Origin of the sequence: Mesorhizobium sp. M0802 (assembly GCF_040320115.1) — a bacterium.
GTDB lineage: Bacteria > Pseudomonadota > Alphaproteobacteria > Rhizobiales > Rhizobiaceae > Mesorhizobium.
In genome coordinates, this window is sequence record NZ_JAMYOY010000010.1 from 178,058 (window position 1) to 193,520 (window position 15,463).

The window sequence follows — 15,463 nt, forward strand, 5'->3', positions numbered from 1 at the left end:
TACCCGCAGATGAATCCGACATCAAACGCGATTTGACAAAATAGATTTTTTTGGACTCGGGCGACTCAGAGGCGTACTCCGAGGCGCTTTTCCGCCTCAAGCGACCCGAAACGCCGACATGAAAAAGCCTGAGGGTGTTGCGACACTGCCGTATCGAGAGCGGATCGATTCCGATAGATTCTCGGCGATCGGCAGGGGTGGGCATCCCTTTGGTCGTAGACGGCGGATTTGGCGGCGCTTGCTTCGCGGCCATCAGCATCGGGGGCAATGATGAAGCGGGTTTTCCTGGCGTTCACGGTGGTGCTTGCGGTTTTTGCCGGTGCGGCAGCGCCCGCCAAGGCCGAGCCGATCGCCTGCGCCGGTGACAGGGATTGCGGCGCACAGATCCATGCAGACTAATCAGTTCGACGCGCGGCCGCCGGCCGCGTTGAAATCTTGGGTAACTTTGTTTCGGGGGAAACGATGAGCGATACATTTAGGGAAGTCACATCCGTCTCGTGGTTCGGGCGGATCAAGCGCGCGGTCGGCGGGGTCATCTTCGGCCTTGTCCTGATCGTGCTGATGGTGATCGGGCTGTTCTGGAACGAGGGCCGCGCCGTGCAAACGGCACGCTCGCTGGCCGAAGGGTCGGGCGCGGTCGTTTCGCTCAGTGCCGACAGCGTCGATGCAGCCAATAACGGCAAGCTGGTCCATGTCAGCGGACCGGTGACGGCCGATAGCGGCCTGTCGGATCCGGATTTCGGCATTGCGGCGCAAGGGCTGCGGCTATCGCGCAGCGTCGAAATGTACCAGTGGAAGGAAGAGTCCAAGTCGGAGACGACGAAAAAGCTCGGCGGCGGTGAAGAGACGGTGACGACCTACAGCTATTCCAGAGTGTGGGACGACAGCCAGATCGACTCGTCCGATTTCAAGAAGCCGGACGGCCATCAGAATCCGTCGATGGCGATCCACGGCCGGACCTTCCAGATTCCTGAGGGCAAGCTCGTCGCCTTCGATCTGGATAAGCCGGTGCTGGACCGCATCGAAGGCGACAAGGAGTATTCGCTGTCGGCCGATCAGTCGGCGGCGATAAAGGCCGCCTATTCCGGGACGAAACCGCTCAGCATCGTCGATGGCAAGATCTATCTCGGCAACGACAATACGACGCCCGCTTTGGGCGACTATCGCATCGGCTACGACCTGGCGCCGCTTGGCGTGGTCAGCATCGTCGCGCGCCAGGCGGGCAGCCGTTTCGAGCCATACCAGACGCAAGCGGGCGATGCGTTGCTGATGGTCGATACCGGCAACGTGCCGGCCGAAAAGATGTTCGCCGACGCGGTCAGCGCCAACACACTGATCACCTGGCTGCTGCGCGGCGCCGGCCTGCTGCTGCTGACCATCGGCTTTGCGCTGTTCCTCAGCCCGATCGGGGTGATCCTCGACGTCATACCCTTCCTCGGCAGCATGGCGCGGATGGGCGCCGGCATCATCGCCTTCGTGCTGGCGATCCTGGTAGGGGCGACGACGATCGCCATCGCATGGTTCTGGTACCGGCCAGTGCTGGCGGTCGGGATCCTTGCGGCGGGCGTGATCGCGGCGGTGATTGTCTATAGGATCGGCCGGTCGCGAAAGCCGGCCGTCCCGGTAGTCGCGCCGACCGCGGGCGCAGCCGTCTAGTTGGAACTCGGGGCGGCCAGAGCCGCCCCGTAAGCCCTACCGATCCTCGAAACCGGTGAGCACGCCGACGGCGTTGATGCCGATCTCCTCGACGGCATAACCGCCTTCCATGACAAACAGCGTCGGCAGGCCGAGCTTGGCGATGCGATGGCCGATCTTCGGATAGTCCGGGCTTTTCAGCTTGAACTGGCTGATCGGATCCTTCTCGAAGGTGTCGACGCCGAGCGAGACGATGACGATATCGGGCGCGTAGGCGGCGAGCTTGACGCAGGCATCCTCCAGTGAGGCGTTCCAGGCGTCCCAGTTGGTGCCGAAGGGCATGGGATAATTGACGTTGAAGCCTTCGCCGGCGCCGGCGCCGCGCTCATCGGCGTGGCCGAGGAAGAACGGGTATTCGACCATCGGGTCGCCATGCAGATTGAGAACCTGCACGTCGGCGCATTCATAGAAGATCTCCTGCGTGCCGTTGCCGTGGTGGTAGTCGACGTCAAGGATCGAGACGCGTTTTGCGCCCTGGTCGAGGAACCACTGCGCGGCGACTGCAGCATTGTTGATGTAGCAGTAGCCGCCCATGAAGCCAGCGCCGGCGTGATGGCCGGGTGGGCGGCAGAGTGCGAAGGCCGACCGCTCGCCGCCCTTGACCAGGGCGGCCGCCGTCAGCGCCACATCGTAGGACGATTTGATCGCGGTCCAGGTGCCTTCGACGAAGGTGGCGCCGGCATCGAAGGAATAATAGCCGAGCAGGGCATCGACGCGCTTCGGCGGCACGTCGCCGCGCAACCCTCGCGTCGGCCAGGTGAAGGGCATGGCCGTGCCAACATGGCCTTCAGCCGTCCAGCGAGGCCAGACGGTCGGCAGGAAGTCGATATAGTCTGATTTGTGGATGCGCTTGGCCGCGCTGAGATCATGTTCGACCGGTCCGATGATCGGCCCGAGCTTCTCGCTCTCGACCCGCGCCTTGATGAACTCGGCCCGCGACGGCTTTTCGAAACCCGGCACGATGGCTGATGTGACCAGTTCCATCTGGCCGGAATGGCCGGCGTGAAGCGGCGAATAGACAGTCTTCATGAATTTCCTCTCGAAGTGCGAAATCAGTCAAGGTTGAGGTAGGGGGTCACCAGAGCGAGCCACATTCTTTCCACATCGTCCTCGATGAGGTCGTAGGTCTTGCGATCCCGCTTCAACCCTACGAGCCGGCAGGCGTGCCCGACATCCATCATCAGCACGCCGAGCCGGCTGGCGATCTTGTCTTCAAGGGCCGGGTTCACATGCTGCAGCCATGCGGCGTAGAGCGCGATGATCTGCTCGTCATATTCGTCCTGGATCGGTCTGAGATCGGCATTGCCTGAGATAGCCTCGATCACCGGCATCAGGGTGGCGTTTTCGAGATATATTCTGGAGGTATCGATGAAGAGCTTGCGCACTTCCTGGCGAAACTCGTCGCGGTTGGTGGGCGGGGTCACCTTGATGCGCCTTGCGATCACCTCGGGAAACGACGACAGCCAGCGCCGGGCGAGGTCGAGAAGAATGGCTTCCTTGTTGGGGAAGTACTGGTAGACCGAACCGACCGACAGGCCAGCGCGCTGCGCAATGGCGAGCGTCGTCGGCGTCTTGGTCCCTTGCTCACGCGTCAGGGTCAGCGCCGCGTCGAGTATCCGGTCGACCACCTTGCTCGACCGTTCCTGCCGCGGCTGCTTGCGCGGTTCGAGCGCCATCCTGGTTTCGCGGCTGAGACTGCGCTTCACGGCTCGACGTCCTTGTTCCCACCCGGTCTCAACGTTGTCCACAATACATTCGAAATTCGGTACGTTGACAAACGCGAATAATTAGTCGCATTCTTTTATCCACGCTGTTTTCAGAGATCACAAGGGGAATTTCAAAACAGCGCACCGGCATCTCTTTCGTTCGATAGCGCCGCTCCAGCGGAGTGGCAGCTTGTCGGACAAGAGGATTGTCGGTCTCAGTCAGTCGTCAAAAGCGCGGAGTCGCGATGTCTGTCACGGGTGCGGGTGCTGATCTGATCGTCATCAATGGTCGCGTGCAGACCATGGACGATGACAATCCCGCCGCCGATGCCGTTGCCGTCAAGGACGGCGCCATCATCGCCATTGGCAGCCGCGCCGCCATCGAAGAGCTCAAAGGGCCAGCCACCACGGTGATCGACGCCAAGGGCGGTTCGGTGATCCCGGGCTTCATTGAAGCCCACATGCATCTGTTTTCGGGAGGGGCCGAGCTCGCGCATCTTCAACTTGGCGGTATCCACGGCTTCGAGGCGCTGCAAAGTGCTATCCGCGATTATGCGTCGACACGGCCCGAGGCGAAAATGCTGGTCGGGCAGGGCGTCGACTATACCGTGCTCGGCGACGAGCGGGTGACGCGTCACCATCTCGACGCCATCCTGCCGGGCCGCCCCTTCTGCATGGCCGCGCCTGACCACCACACGATGTGGGCCAACACCAAGGCGTTGGAATTGGCCGGCATTCTGCAGGGACGCACGCTCGGTCCGGGCAATGAGATCGTCATGGGCGAGGACGGCCTGGCCGCCGGCGAACTGCGCGAGGGCGAAGCCTTCGGCCCAGTGCTCGACCTTGCCGGCGAAAGCCGGGTGCGGCTAGGGCTGTCCACCGGCGGCGAGCCCGATCCGATGCCGTCGACCGCCGAGCGCGCCGCCGACCGCGACATCATGCGACGCGGGCTTGCCTGGTGCGCGCGCCACGGCATCACCTCGATCCAGAACATGGATGGCAATCTCTACCAGCTCGAACTGCTTTCCGAGATCGAGGCCGAGGAGGGCCTGCCCTGCCGCGTCAAGATCCCGTTCCACTACAAGAATTTCATGACGCTCGACATGCTGGAGAAGGCCTCCGTCATGGCCAAGCGCTACGACAGCGAGTGGCTGTCATCGGGCATGGTCAAGGTGTTTTACGACGGCGTGCTCGATTCCTGGACCGCCGTTATGGTCGAGCCTTATGCGGATCGTCCCGACTGGGTCGGCGAGCCGCTGTTTACGCCGCAGCAATTCATCGATCTCGCCGTGGCCATCGACAAACGCGGGCTGCAGATCGCCGTGCACTCGATCGGCGATGGCGCGGTGCGCGCGGTGCTCGACGGCTACCAGGCGGCGCAGAAGGACAATGGCAAGCGCGACAGCCGGCACAGGGTTGAGCACATCGAGGTCACCACCGCCACCGACGTGCCGCGTTTCGCCGAACTCGGCGTCATCGCGTCGATGCAGCCGTCGCATCCGCCCGGCGCCATGGATTTCCCGCTGGAGCCGACAGTGTCGCGCATCGGGCGGGACCGCTGGCCGCTGAGCTATGCCTGGCGTACCTTGAAGGAAGCCGGCGCCCATGTCGTGTTCGCCTCGGACTGGCCGGTGGCGCCGATCGACCCGATCCTGAGCATTCAGGCGGCATTGTTGCGCAAACCATGGGCAGAAGGCGATCCGGGCCAGAGTTTCTCGCTGCAGGAAGCGCTTGTCGCCTACACGGTCGAGGGCGCCTATGCCGAATTTGCCGAACATCGCAAAGGCGTGCTGAAACCCGGCTACATGGCGGATATGGTTGTCTTGTCGGCTGATATCGAGAAGACGGCGCCGGCCGATCTGCACAAAGTGCGCCCGGTGACGACGGTCTGCGGTGGCAAGGTCACCTACCAGGCCTGACAATGGCATACGGCTTGCAAAGGTTGCAGCTTGCAAGACGGACTTGACTGACTGAACTGTGATTCAATGCCGGACTTGCCAACCTACCGGCCGTGTGGTCACATCGAACAGGGGAAAAACTCCGCCGAAAAGAGCGGGGTCAACAGTGAGGCGTATCGTGCCGGACAAACCGGATCGGAATGCAATTGAAGTCGTAAACGTCAGCAAAATTTTCGGATCAGGAGAAGGGCAGGTCGCTGCCCTCGACACGGTCTCGGTATCCATCCGCGAGAACGAGTTCTTCACGCTGCTGGGACCATCCGGCTGCGGCAAGACCACGTTGCTGCGGCTGATTGCCGGCTTCGACTTTCCAACCGCGGGAGAAATCCTGCTCTACGGCCAGGACATTGCGCCGCTGCCGCCGTTCAAGCGGCCGGTCAACACCGTCTTCCAGTCCTACGCGCTGTTCCCGCACATGACCGTCGCCGACAATATCGGCTTTGGCCTGGAAATGCTGGGCAAGCCGAAGGCCGAGATCAAGGCGCGCGTCGCCGAGATGCTGAAGCTGGTGAAGATGGAGGCGCTGGCGGGTCGCCGCACCAGCCAGATCTCAGGTGGCCAGCAGCAACGCGTGGCGCTCGCCCGCGCGCTGGCGCCACAGCCCAAGGTGCTGTTGCTCGACGAACCGCTCTCGGCGCTCGACTACAAGCTGCGCAAGGAAATGCAGATCGAATTGAAGCGGCTGCAGCACGAGACCGGCATCACCTTCATCTTCGTCACCCACGACCAGGAAGAAGCGCTGACCATGTCGGACCGCATCGCGGTGATGTCGTCCGGCAAGATCCTGCAGGTCGGCTCGCCGCGCGACATCTATGACCGGCCGGCCGAACGCTTCGTCGCCGATTTCATCGGCGAGTCGAACTTCCTCAAGGCGGATGTGGTCGGCGTGACTAGTGGCCGCGCGACCGTCAAGCTTTCATCTGGCACGGAAATCCCGGCCTCGCTGCCGGAAGGTTTTAGCCCCAGCGGCAAGGTCACCATTGTCGTGCGTCCCGAGCATGCGCAGTTGGGGGCTGCCAGCCCCAGCGCTTCGCTGTCCGGCACCGTCGAGAATATCGTCTATCTCGGCACCGACACGCACTTCCATCTGCGCCTTGGCGGTGGCGAGCCGTTCATCGTGCGGCGCCAGAACAGCCGCGGCGCAGGCGACGGCATCGTGCAGGGCGGCCAAGTCGGCATCATGATCGGCAACGACGCCGCGCAAGTGCTGAAGGACTGATCATGGCGACCGCGGAAGAAGTCGCCAAGGCAGCGGAGCGGCGCGATGTGCGCGACCGCTGGCTGCTGTCAGCGCCAGCTTTGCTGGTGATTTTCCTCGCCGCGACCGGCCCCTTGCTGATCGTGCTGATCTACTCGTTCCTGACGCCCGGCTCCTATGGCGATGTGAAGTGGCAATTTTCGCCCGATGCCTGGCTGTCGGTGTTCATGGAACGCGACATTTTCGACGATACGCTTTCGCTTGCGGCGGCGCATGTCACCATTTTCTGGCGCTCGATCAAGCTTGCGGTGGTGACGACAATCGCCACTTTGGCGCTCGGGTTTCCCACCGCCTATTTCATGGCGACGCGCAGTGAGAAGACCAGGGATCTCTGGCTGTTCCTGATCACCATTCCGTTCTGGACCAACCTTCTGATCCGCACCTTCGCAGTGCTGCAGATCATCCGCAACGAAGGCATCATCAACACCATCCTGCTCAAGCTCCGGATCGTTTCGGCGCCGGTGCAGATTCTCTACACCGACACGGCGATCCTGATCGGCATGGCCTATGTCTATCTGCCGCTGATGGTGCTGCCGATCTATGCCAGCATGGAGAAGCTCGATTTCCGGCTGGTCGAGGCGGGCTACGATCTCTACGCGACACGCTTCAAGGTGCTGCGCAAGATCATCTTTCCGCTGGTCAAACCCGGCGTCATTGCCGGCTCCATCCTGGTCTTCATTCCGGCGCTCGGCGCCTATGTGACCCCGAGCGTGCTTGGCGGCGGCAAGAACATGATGCTGTCCAACCTGATCGAATTGCAGTTCGGGCAGGGCCGCAACTGGCCGCTCGGCTCTGCGCTGTCGATCACGGTCATGATCATCGTCATGGCGGCGCTGCTTGCCTATGTGCGCAATGCCGGCAAGTCGGGGGTGCGGCATGGCTAGCAACTTTTCCATCAAGCACCAGACCGGCTTCACGGCGATCGCCGCGACCTGTTTCATCGTGCTCTATCTGCCCATCATCGTGCTGGTCGCCTACGCCTTCAACGCGGCGAACTCGACGTCCGAATGGGGCGGCTTTTCGATGCGCTGGTTCCAGTCGGCGTGGCAGAATGTGCAGGTGATCGACGCAACGCTGCGCTCGTTCCAGATCGGCGCCATCGCGGCGGTGCTGTCGACCATCTTTGCCACCATGGCCGCGCTCGCCACTACGCGCACGGCACCCTATCCGGGCCTCACCTTCAAATACGCGGCGATCAACCAGCCGCTGATGGTGCCCGAGATCGTCACCGGCGTGGCGCTGCTGATCTTCTTCTCGCGTATCAAGATCTTCACCGGCTATTCCGGCATTGGCTATCTGATCGCCGCGCACACGGCGTTCTGCATCCCGTTTGCCTATCTGCCGATCCGGGCGCGGCTGGAAAACATGGACCTGACGCTGGAGCGCGCCGCAGCCGATCTCTATGCGACGCCGTGGAAGACTTTTCGGCGCATCACACTGCCGCTTTTGTGGCCCGGCATACTGGCCGGACTGATGCTTGCCTTCGTCATTTCGCTCGACGACGTCGTCATCACCGAGTTCGTCAAATCCGGTGGCCAGGACACGCTGCCCACCTACATGCTCGGCCAGATCCGCCGCGGCATCACGCCTGAGATCAACGCGATATCGACCGCCTTCCTGCTGCTTTCGGTCGCGATCGTCACGTTGTTTTTCTTCGTCAGCAGGAAAAGAGACTGAACCGACAAATGGGAGCTAAAACCATGAACTGGAAGACAACGACGGCCGCCATGGGGTTGGCGCTGCTCGCAACGACGAGCCTGGCCCGCGCCGATGGCGAGCTGAACATCTACAATTGGGGCAACTACACCAGCCCCGACGTGATCAAGAAGTTCGAAGCCAAATACAACGTCAAGGTGACCATCACCGATTACGATTCCAACGATACGGCGCTCGCCAAGGTACGCCAGGGTGGCACCGGCTTCGACATTGCCGTTCCGTCGCAAACCTACGTCCCGATCTGGATCAAGGAGGGCCTCGTCCAGGAGACCGATCCGGGCAAGATGGAGAACTTCAAGAACGTGGCACCGGAATGGGCCAATCCAGACTTCGATCCCGGCCGCAAATATTCGGTGCCGTGGGCGCTGGGCACCGTCGGCGTCGTCGTCAACACCGACGCCTACAAGGGACCAGCCGACTCGTGGGGCATCATCTTCAACACGCCGGATGAGCTCAAGGGCAAGACCAATGTCGTTCCAGAGATGAATGACGTTATCTTCGCGGCGATCAAATATGTCGGCGGCCAGCAGTGCACCGACGACAAGGCTGTGCTGAAGAAGGTGCGCGACACGCTTGTCGCGGCCAAGCCGAACTGGATCGCCATGGAATACAACACCATCGAAAAGATGGGCGCCGGCGACTTCAAGGCGACCAGCGACTGGAACGGTTCGGCGCTGCGCCAGCGGCTGGCCAATCCGGCCATCCACTACAATTATCCGAAGGAAGGCTATGGCCTGTGGAGCGATAACGTCGTCGTTCTCAAGGAAGCCAAAAATGTCGAGAACGCCAAGATGTTCCAGAACTTCATCATGGATCCGGAAAACGCGGCCGGCCTCTCGGCTTTCCACCGCTACGCCAACGCCATTACCGGCTCGGACAAGTACATGCCGGCCGATATGAAGGATGCCCCGGAAGTCGTCATTCCGGAGGCTGCGAAGGCACAGGGCGAATTCCAGAAGATGTGCGCGCCCGAGATCCAGGACATCTACACCAAGATCTGGACCGAACTGCAGAAGTAACGGCAGTCTGACAGGCCCGGCGGCATAGGCCGCCGGGCTTTTCCTTTGGAATGGCTTTCATGGACTCCTATCGCAACAGCGATCCGCGGCCACCGATCATGCAGGGCTCATCGCCGCAGATGGCGCTGCCGAAGCTCGATTGGGACCGGCCGCCCTGGAATCGCTGGGCGTTCCAGCACATCCGCGAGTTCCTGCCGACCATCGAGGTCTGGCGCGGCAACGGCCATCGCCACCGTCTCGAACGCGCCGAGACCGATCTCGACGGGCTGGCGGTGGAGGATAGTGAGGGCCGCCCGACAACGCTCGCCGGTCTGCTCGACGAGACCTATGCGGACGGCTTTCTCGTACTGAAGAGCGGCAAGGTCGCCTATGAGCGCTATTTCAACGGCATGGACGAGCGCTCGCTGCATTTGTCGCAGTCGATGGCGAAGTCGGTAACCGGCTCGGTGTTCGGTATTCTGGTCGGGCGCGGCCTGATCGATCCGGCCAAACCCGTGACCGACTATCTGCCGGAACTCAGCGAGACCGGCTGGGCCGGTGCCAGCGTGCAGCATGTGCTGGATATGACCACAGGCGTGCGCTTTTCCGAGGAATATACCGACCGTTATTCCGACATCGGCCAGGTCGATGTCGCCACCGGCTGGAAGCCGGTGCCGCCGGGCAGCGATCCGAACTTCCAATGGCCGTCGCATCTGTTCGAACTGATCCTGCGGCTGAAGGACAAGGCGCGGCCGCATGGCGCCGAATTCGAGTATCGCTCGATCGAGACCGATGTGCTTGCCTTCATCATGGAACGGGTGACCGGCAAGCGGCTGGCGCAGCTGGTGTCGGAGGAGCTGTGGCAAAAGCTCGGCGCCGATGAGAGCGCCTGCTTCACCGTCGACAGCACCGGCTATGCGCTGGCCGATGGCGGCTTCAACGCAACGCTGCGCGACTACGCCCGCTTCGGCCAGCTGATCCTCGACAAGGGCCGCGGCATCGTGCCGGCCGACTGGATCGAGGCGACGCGCAACGGCAGGCATGGGCCGGATTTCAATCCGAGCCTGCCCGAAGGCAGCTATCGCAACCAGTTCTGGATCGAGAATCCGCGCTCGCGCGCTCTGATGTGCCGGGGCGTGTTCGGGCAAATGATCCATATCGACTGGGACACCGGCATGGTCGTGGTCAAGCTCTCGACCTATCCGGATTTCAGCAATGTCGCCTATTCCGTGGCGACGCTGAAGGCGGTGCACGCCATCGCCAAGGCGCTTGGTTGACCCACAACAAATCATCCCTTTGAGGAAACGTTCATGACCGGCAAGACCGCGTTCGAGACCCGCTACGGCTTTCGCCGCAACGAGGTGCTGCTTTCCAACTGGCGCGAAAGCCCGTTCAACCGGTGGTCGTTCCAGAATCTTGGCGAACTGGTGCCGACCGCTCCCGTGGCGGCGACGCCGGGAAGCGTCGAAGCGTCGGTGCGGGACCTGAGCGGCCTGCTCGGCGAAAACGTCTCCGTCGCCGGCGCGCCGGAGACAGTGGCCGAATTCCTCACACGTTCGAGCAGCGACGCGCTGACGGTGATGAAGGGCGGCAAGATCATCGGCGACTGGTTCGCGCCCAATATGGATTTCGGCGCTCGTCACATCATCTTTTCGATCAGCAAATCGGTCACCGCCATCATCGCCGGCATATTGGAAGGTGAGGGCGTGTTCGACCCTGAGGCGCCGGTGACGGCCTACATCCCGGAAGCCGTCGGCTCGGCCTATGCCGATGCGAGTTGCCGGCATGTGCTCGACATGAGCGTCAGTCTCGATTTTGAGGAGGCCTATCTCGACCCGAAAAGCGCCTTTGCCCGCTACCGCCGCGCCACGCTGTGGAATCCGGGCGGCGGCACAGAAAGCCTGCGCGAATTCATCCTGACCTTGCAACGGCTCGCAGAACCGCATGGCGAAACCTTCCGCTACCGCTCGCCTAATTCCGACCTGCTCGGCATCCTGCTCGAGCGCGCTTCGGGCCAGCGCTTCCCCGACCTGATGCGCGAAAAACTATGGCTGCCGCTCGGCGCCGTCAGCGAGGCCTCGATCGGCGTCGACATGGAGGGCACGGCGCGCACCGCCGGCGGCATTTCGGTGACGCCGCGCGATCTGGCGCGTATCGGCGAGATGATGCGGCAAGGAGGCGTGGCCAATGGCCGCCGCATCGTGCCTGAGGCTTGGGTGCGCGACACGACGGTTACCGGTGGCAGTGCGGAAGCCTGGCAGCGCGGCACAATGGTGTCGTTGTTCCCGAAGGGCCGGTATCGCAACAAATGGTACCAGACGGGCCACGAAAATGGCGCTTATTGCGGCATCGGCATCCATGGCCAGTGGCTTTACGTCGACCCGAAGACGGAAGTTGTGATTGCAAAAATGGGGTCGCAGCCGGTGCCTGAGGACCATGCGCTCGAACGCGAGATCGTTGCCTTCTTCGAGGCGCTGAGCCGTATGGTCTGACCGGCGGAAGCACGGCGCTTTCCTGTGGACCTCTTTGCCGCTTGAGAACACTGCGGTTGGCGTGACGGATATCAGCGCCTATGGTCGCCGCTCTTTGCGACAGGGACCAGCATGGCATCGGACAACAAGCGCATCGCAGCAATCATCGCGGCCGAGATCGGCGCGCGGCCGGAACAGGCGGCGGCAGCCATCGGGCTGCTTGACGAGGGGGCGACGGTGCCGTTCGTGGCGCGTTACCGCAAGGAGGTCACCGGCGGACTCGACGACACGCAACTGCGCGACCTTGCCGAGCGGCTGGCCTATCTGCGCGAGCTCGATGCGCGGCGCGACACCATCCTCGGTTCGATCCGCGAGCAGGGAAAGCTGACCGAGGAGCTTGAAGCCAAGATCGTCGCCGCCATCACCAAGGCGCAGCTGGAAGATATCTATCTGCCCTACAAGCCCAAGCGCCGCACCAAGGCCGAGATCGCCCGTGAGCGTGGGCTTGGGCCGCTGGCTGAGACGATCCTTGGCAACCGCTCGCTGGTGCCCGCCGAGGCGGCGCTGGCTTATGTGACCGAGGAAGTGGCTGACACCAAGGCAGCGCTGGAGGGCGCGCGCGACATCCTGTCGGAGCAATTCGCCGAAAATGCCGATCTGGTCGGCAAATTGCGCAGCTACATGAAGGAGCGCGCCTTCATGCGTGCCAGTGTCGTCGACGGCAAGCAGGAGGCGGGCGCCAAATTCTCCGACTATTTCGATCATGTCGAGCGCTGGGCCAATGTGCCGAGCCATCGTGCGCTGGCCATGCTGCGCGGCCGCAACGAAGAGGTGCTGTCGCTCGACATCGAAGTCGATGCCGATGATACCTCGCCGGTGAAGCCGGTCGAGCGGATGATCGCCAACGCCTATGCCATCGGCGGCAGCCTGCCCGGCGACCGCTGGCTGATGGAGGTCGCCGGCTGGACCTGGCGGATAAAATTGTCGCTGCACCTGACGCTCGATCTGATGCGCGACCTGCGCGAGCGGGCGGAGGAAGAGGCGATCCACGTCTTTGCTCGCAACCTCAAGGATTTGCTGCTGGCGGCTCCCGCCGGCTCGCGGCCGACCATGGGGCTCGATCCCGGAATCCGCACCGGCGTCAAGGTCGCGGTGGTCGATGGCACTGGCAAGGTCCTGACAACGACCACCGTCTATCCATTCCCGCCAAGGAACGATGTGCGTGGTACGCAGGTTGAACTCGCAGCGCTTATCCGCCAGCACAAGGTCGAGCTGATCTCGATCGGCAATGGCACCGGCAGCCGCGAGACCGAGAAGCTGGTCGCCGACATGCTGTCCGATATGCCGGCCGGTTCAGCCCCGAAGCCGCTCAAGGTGATCGTCAGCGAAGCCGGCGCCTCGGTCTATTCCGCTTCGGCGACTGCGGCAGCGGAGTTTCCCGGGCTCGACGTGTCGCTGCGCGGTGCGGTGTCGATCGCGCGGCGCTTGCAGGATCCGCTGGCCGAACTGGTCAAGATCGAGCCGAAATCGATCGGCGTCGGCCAGTACCAGCACGATGTCGACCAGTACCGACTCGGCCGCTCGCTGGAGGCGGTGGTCGAGGACGCGGTCAATGCTGTCGGCGTCGACCTCAACACCGCCTCGGCGCCGCTTTTGGCCCGCGTGTCAGGCCTTGGCGCATCGCTGGCCGATGCCATCGTCGCGCATCGCGATGCGACCGGGCCGTTCGCCAGCCGCAAGGAGCTGCTCAAGGTAGCGCGGCTCGGACCGCGCGCGTTCGAACAATCCGCCGGCTTCCTGCGCATTGCCAATGGCAGCGAGCCGCTCGACGCCTCGTCGGTCCATCCGGAAGCCTATGGCGTGGCCAAGAAGATCGTCGCCGCCTGCGGCCGCGATGTGCGCTCGCTGATGGGAGACAGTGCCGCGCTCAAGGCGCTCGATCCGCGCGTCTTCGTTGACGAACGGTTCGGCCTGCCGACGGTGCGCGACATCATTGCCGAGCTGGAAAAGCCCGGCCGCGACCCGCGCCCCGGCTTCAAGACCGCAACCTTTGCCGATGGCATCGACGACATCAAGGATCTGAAGCCCGGCATGCTTCTGGAAGGCACCGTCACCAATGTCGCTGCCTTCGGCGCCTTCGTCGATATCGGCGTGCACCAGGACGGGCTGGTGCATGTCTCGCAACTGGCCGATCGTTTCATCAAGGACGCGCATGAGGTGGTGAAGGCCGGCGACGTGGTGAAGGTGCGGGTCGTCGATGTCGACATCAAGCGCAAGCGCATCGCGCTGTCCATGCGCAAGGACGGCGGCGAGGGCGGGACGCCGAAGGGGCCGCGCGACAATGGCGACGGCAAGCCGGCGCAACCTTCGCCGATGCCGCAGCGTCAGCCGGAACGACCGGCACAGCAAGGCGCGTTTGGCGCAGCACTGGCCGATGCCTTGAAGCGGAAGTAGCCTCGAATGGTTCCTTGCAATCGCTAGAGCGTTATCTACCATCCTTGTGTGGAGATACGCGCGATATGGCAAGTTTCGAGAAAGTGAGTGTCCAAGAGTTGGGGCGTCTTTGGGACGAGGGCATGGCGAGTGGCAGTTCGGTCGATGGAGACCAGGCTTTCGCCCGGATCAAAAGCAAGCTCGATGCGAAAGTTGCCGAACGACAAGTCGCAAAAACGCTGCGCTTCCAGCCGGAAACCGAGTCGATGAAGCGGAAGTAGCTACCAGGCCAGAACGGCCGGTTCCTTCTCAACCTGGCCCAGCAGCCAGTCGCGAAAGCTGACGACGGGCGGGTGGCCGCGCTTGTCGTTCGGGACGACGAGGTAGTAGGCGCTGCGGCTTTGCATCGGCTGTCCCGGCGCCGGCACGAGCTGACCGCGCTGCAATTCGCCGGCGATAAGAACTTGCGGCAGGAGCGCGACGCCAAGCCCCGCCATGCAGGCTTGGGCAACGGTGCCGAATTGCTCGAACTGCATGCCGGGTCCGATCGGTGCGCTCAAGCCCTGTTCCTCGAACCATTCGCCCCAGGCCCCGGGACGCGTCGCCATGTGCAGCAGCGGCAGGCGGCTGATGTCGGCCGCCGTGGTGATATCGCGGCTGGCAAGGAAGTCTGGCGAGACCACCGGCATTACGGTCTCGCGCATCAGAAGCGTGGAGTCGGCGTCCGGCCAGTCGGGCTGGCCATGATGGATGGCGGCGTCGAGCCGCTCGCGGGCGAAGTCGAAGCGGCCGATGCGGGTGACAAAGTTGATGGTGATGTCAGGGTTTTCTGCGACGAAATCCGGGATCAGCGGCATCAGCCAGCGCGTGCCGAAGGTCGGCAGTATGGCGAGGTTCAGCATGCCGCTATGCCGATTGCTCATCAATCCGAGCGCCGCGTCGCGCAATTGCCCGAGTGCCGCCCGCACGGCTTCGGCATAGATTTCGCCCGCCGTGGACAGCCGAACATTGCGGCTGTCGCGCTCGAACAGCCGGCGGCCGAACTGTTCCTCCAGAAGGGCTATCTGGCGGCTGACGGCCCCTTGGGTCAAATCGAGTTCCTGGGCGGCAGCGGTGAAGGAGCCAAGGCGGGCCACGGACTCGAAGGCGGCAAGGGCGCTGGTGCTGGGCAAAAGCCGGCGTTGGACGTTCATGATCCATTACTAAACCTCATTGATCGGTGATGCAA

At 62.9% G+C, this 15,463-nt stretch carries 14 protein-coding genes; 11 read left to right on the top strand and 3 right to left on the bottom strand.

Features of this window, described 5'->3' with window-relative positions; all coding sequences use genetic code 11:
* The first annotated feature begins 270 nt into the window (after positions 1–270).
* Both NKI10_RS16410 and NKI10_RS16415 read left to right on the top strand, forming a co-directional pair.
* Entirely contained in the window at positions 271–399 is a 129-nt protein-coding gene (locus NKI10_RS16410) for a hypothetical protein (protein ID WP_352860949.1), read from the top strand.
* A gap of 63 nt (positions 400–462) precedes the next feature.
* A complete protein-coding gene (locus NKI10_RS16415) occupies positions 463–1,656 on the top strand; it encodes a TMEM43 family protein (RefSeq protein WP_352860950.1) in 1,194 nt (397 codons plus the stop codon).
* 36 nt (positions 1,657–1,692) lie between these two features.
* On the opposite strand, the gene NKI10_RS16420 is transcribed toward NKI10_RS16415, so the two are convergent.
* Positions 1,693–2,724: a histone deacetylase family protein gene (locus NKI10_RS16420; protein ID WP_352860951.1), complete on the bottom strand. Its 1,032-nt coding sequence runs from the start codon at positions 2,722–2,724 to the stop codon at positions 1,693–1,695.
* Between the two features lie 23 nt (positions 2,725–2,747).
* Entirely contained in the window at positions 2,748–3,401 is a 654-nt protein-coding gene (locus tag NKI10_RS16425; RefSeq protein WP_352860952.1) for a TetR/AcrR family transcriptional regulator, read from the bottom strand.
* A 245-nt stretch (positions 3,402–3,646) separates the two neighbouring features.
* Between NKI10_RS16425 and NKI10_RS16430 the strand changes: the two genes are divergently transcribed.
* From NKI10_RS16430 to NKI10_RS16470, 9 genes are all read left to right on the top strand, one after another.
* Complete coding sequence (locus NKI10_RS16430; protein WP_352860953.1) at positions 3,647–5,320, top strand: amidohydrolase; 1,674 nt, start codon at positions 3,647–3,649, stop codon at positions 5,318–5,320.
* Between the two features lie 157 nt (positions 5,321–5,477).
* Positions 5,478–6,578 (top strand): ABC transporter ATP-binding protein, encoded by a 1,101-nt coding sequence (locus tag NKI10_RS16435; protein ID WP_352860954.1) that lies wholly within the window; start codon positions 5,478–5,480, stop codon positions 6,576–6,578.
* A 2-nt stretch (positions 6,579–6,580) separates the two neighbouring features.
* On the top strand, positions 6,581–7,501 hold the full coding sequence (locus tag NKI10_RS16440) for an ABC transporter permease (protein WP_352860956.1): 921 nt from the start codon (positions 6,581–6,583) through the stop codon (positions 7,499–7,501).
* On the top strand, positions 7,494–8,294 hold the full coding sequence (locus NKI10_RS16445; RefSeq protein ID WP_352860958.1) for an ABC transporter permease: 801 nt from the start codon (positions 7,494–7,496) through the stop codon (positions 8,292–8,294). The genes NKI10_RS16440 and NKI10_RS16445 overlap by 8 nt, the downstream gene beginning before the upstream one ends.
* Before the next feature lie 23 nt (positions 8,295–8,317).
* Complete coding sequence (locus NKI10_RS16450; protein WP_352860959.1) at positions 8,318–9,352, top strand: ABC transporter substrate-binding protein; 1,035 nt, start codon at positions 8,318–8,320, stop codon at positions 9,350–9,352.
* Positions 9,353–9,411: 59 nt separating this feature from the next.
* Positions 9,412–10,608: a serine hydrolase domain-containing protein gene (locus NKI10_RS16455; RefSeq protein ID WP_352860960.1), complete on the top strand. Its 1,197-nt coding sequence runs from the start codon at positions 9,412–9,414 to the stop codon at positions 10,606–10,608.
* 33 nt (positions 10,609–10,641) lie between these two features.
* Positions 10,642–11,823: a serine hydrolase domain-containing protein gene (locus NKI10_RS16460; RefSeq protein ID WP_352860961.1), complete on the top strand. Its 1,182-nt coding sequence runs from the start codon at positions 10,642–10,644 to the stop codon at positions 11,821–11,823.
* Between the two features lie 111 nt (positions 11,824–11,934).
* Positions 11,935–14,256, top strand: a complete 2,322-nt coding sequence (locus tag NKI10_RS16465; protein ID WP_352860962.1) for a Tex family protein — start codon at positions 11,935–11,937, stop codon at positions 14,254–14,256.
* Positions 14,257–14,321: 65 nt separating this feature from the next.
* On the top strand, positions 14,322–14,516 hold the full coding sequence (locus tag NKI10_RS16470; protein ID WP_352860963.1) for a hypothetical protein: 195 nt from the start codon (positions 14,322–14,324) through the stop codon (positions 14,514–14,516).
* On the opposite strand, the gene NKI10_RS16475 is transcribed toward NKI10_RS16470, so the two are convergent.
* Positions 14,517–15,428: a LysR family transcriptional regulator gene (locus NKI10_RS16475; protein ID WP_352758624.1), complete on the bottom strand. Its 912-nt coding sequence runs from the start codon at positions 15,426–15,428 to the stop codon at positions 14,517–14,519.
* Positions 15,429–15,463: the final 35 nt, after the last annotated feature.

Excerpts from the sequence above, each read along its gene's own strand:
- NKI10_RS16410 (WP_352860949.1), top strand. The coding sequence starts at position 271 with ATGAAGCGGGTTTTCCTGGCGTTCACGGTGGTGCTTGCGGTTTTTGCC.
- NKI10_RS16415 (WP_352860950.1), top strand. The coding sequence starts at position 463 with ATGAGCGATACATTTAGGGAAGTCACATCCGTCTCGTGGTTCGGGCGG.
- NKI10_RS16420 (WP_352860951.1), bottom strand. The coding sequence starts at position 2,724 with ATGAAGACTGTCTATTCGCCGCTTCACGCCGGCCATTCCGGCCAGATG.
- NKI10_RS16430 (WP_352860953.1), top strand. The coding sequence starts at position 3,647 with ATGTCTGTCACGGGTGCGGGTGCTGATCTGATCGTCATCAATGGTCGC.
- NKI10_RS16440 (WP_352860956.1), top strand. The coding sequence starts at position 6,581 with ATGGCGACCGCGGAAGAAGTCGCCAAGGCAGCGGAGCGGCGCGATGTG.
- NKI10_RS16445 (WP_352860958.1), top strand. The coding sequence starts at position 7,494 with ATGGCTAGCAACTTTTCCATCAAGCACCAGACCGGCTTCACGGCGATC.
- NKI10_RS16450 (WP_352860959.1), top strand. The coding sequence starts at position 8,318 with ATGAACTGGAAGACAACGACGGCCGCCATGGGGTTGGCGCTGCTCGCA.
- NKI10_RS16455 (WP_352860960.1), top strand. The coding sequence starts at position 9,412 with ATGGACTCCTATCGCAACAGCGATCCGCGGCCACCGATCATGCAGGGC.
- NKI10_RS16460 (WP_352860961.1), top strand. The coding sequence starts at position 10,642 with ATGACCGGCAAGACCGCGTTCGAGACCCGCTACGGCTTTCGCCGCAAC.
- NKI10_RS16465 (WP_352860962.1), top strand. The coding sequence starts at position 11,935 with ATGGCATCGGACAACAAGCGCATCGCAGCAATCATCGCGGCCGAGATC.
- NKI10_RS16470 (WP_352860963.1), top strand. The coding sequence starts at position 14,322 with ATGGCAAGTTTCGAGAAAGTGAGTGTCCAAGAGTTGGGGCGTCTTTGG.
- NKI10_RS16475 (WP_352758624.1), bottom strand. The coding sequence starts at position 15,428 with ATGAACGTCCAACGCCGGCTTTTGCCCAGCACCAGCGCCCTTGCCGCC.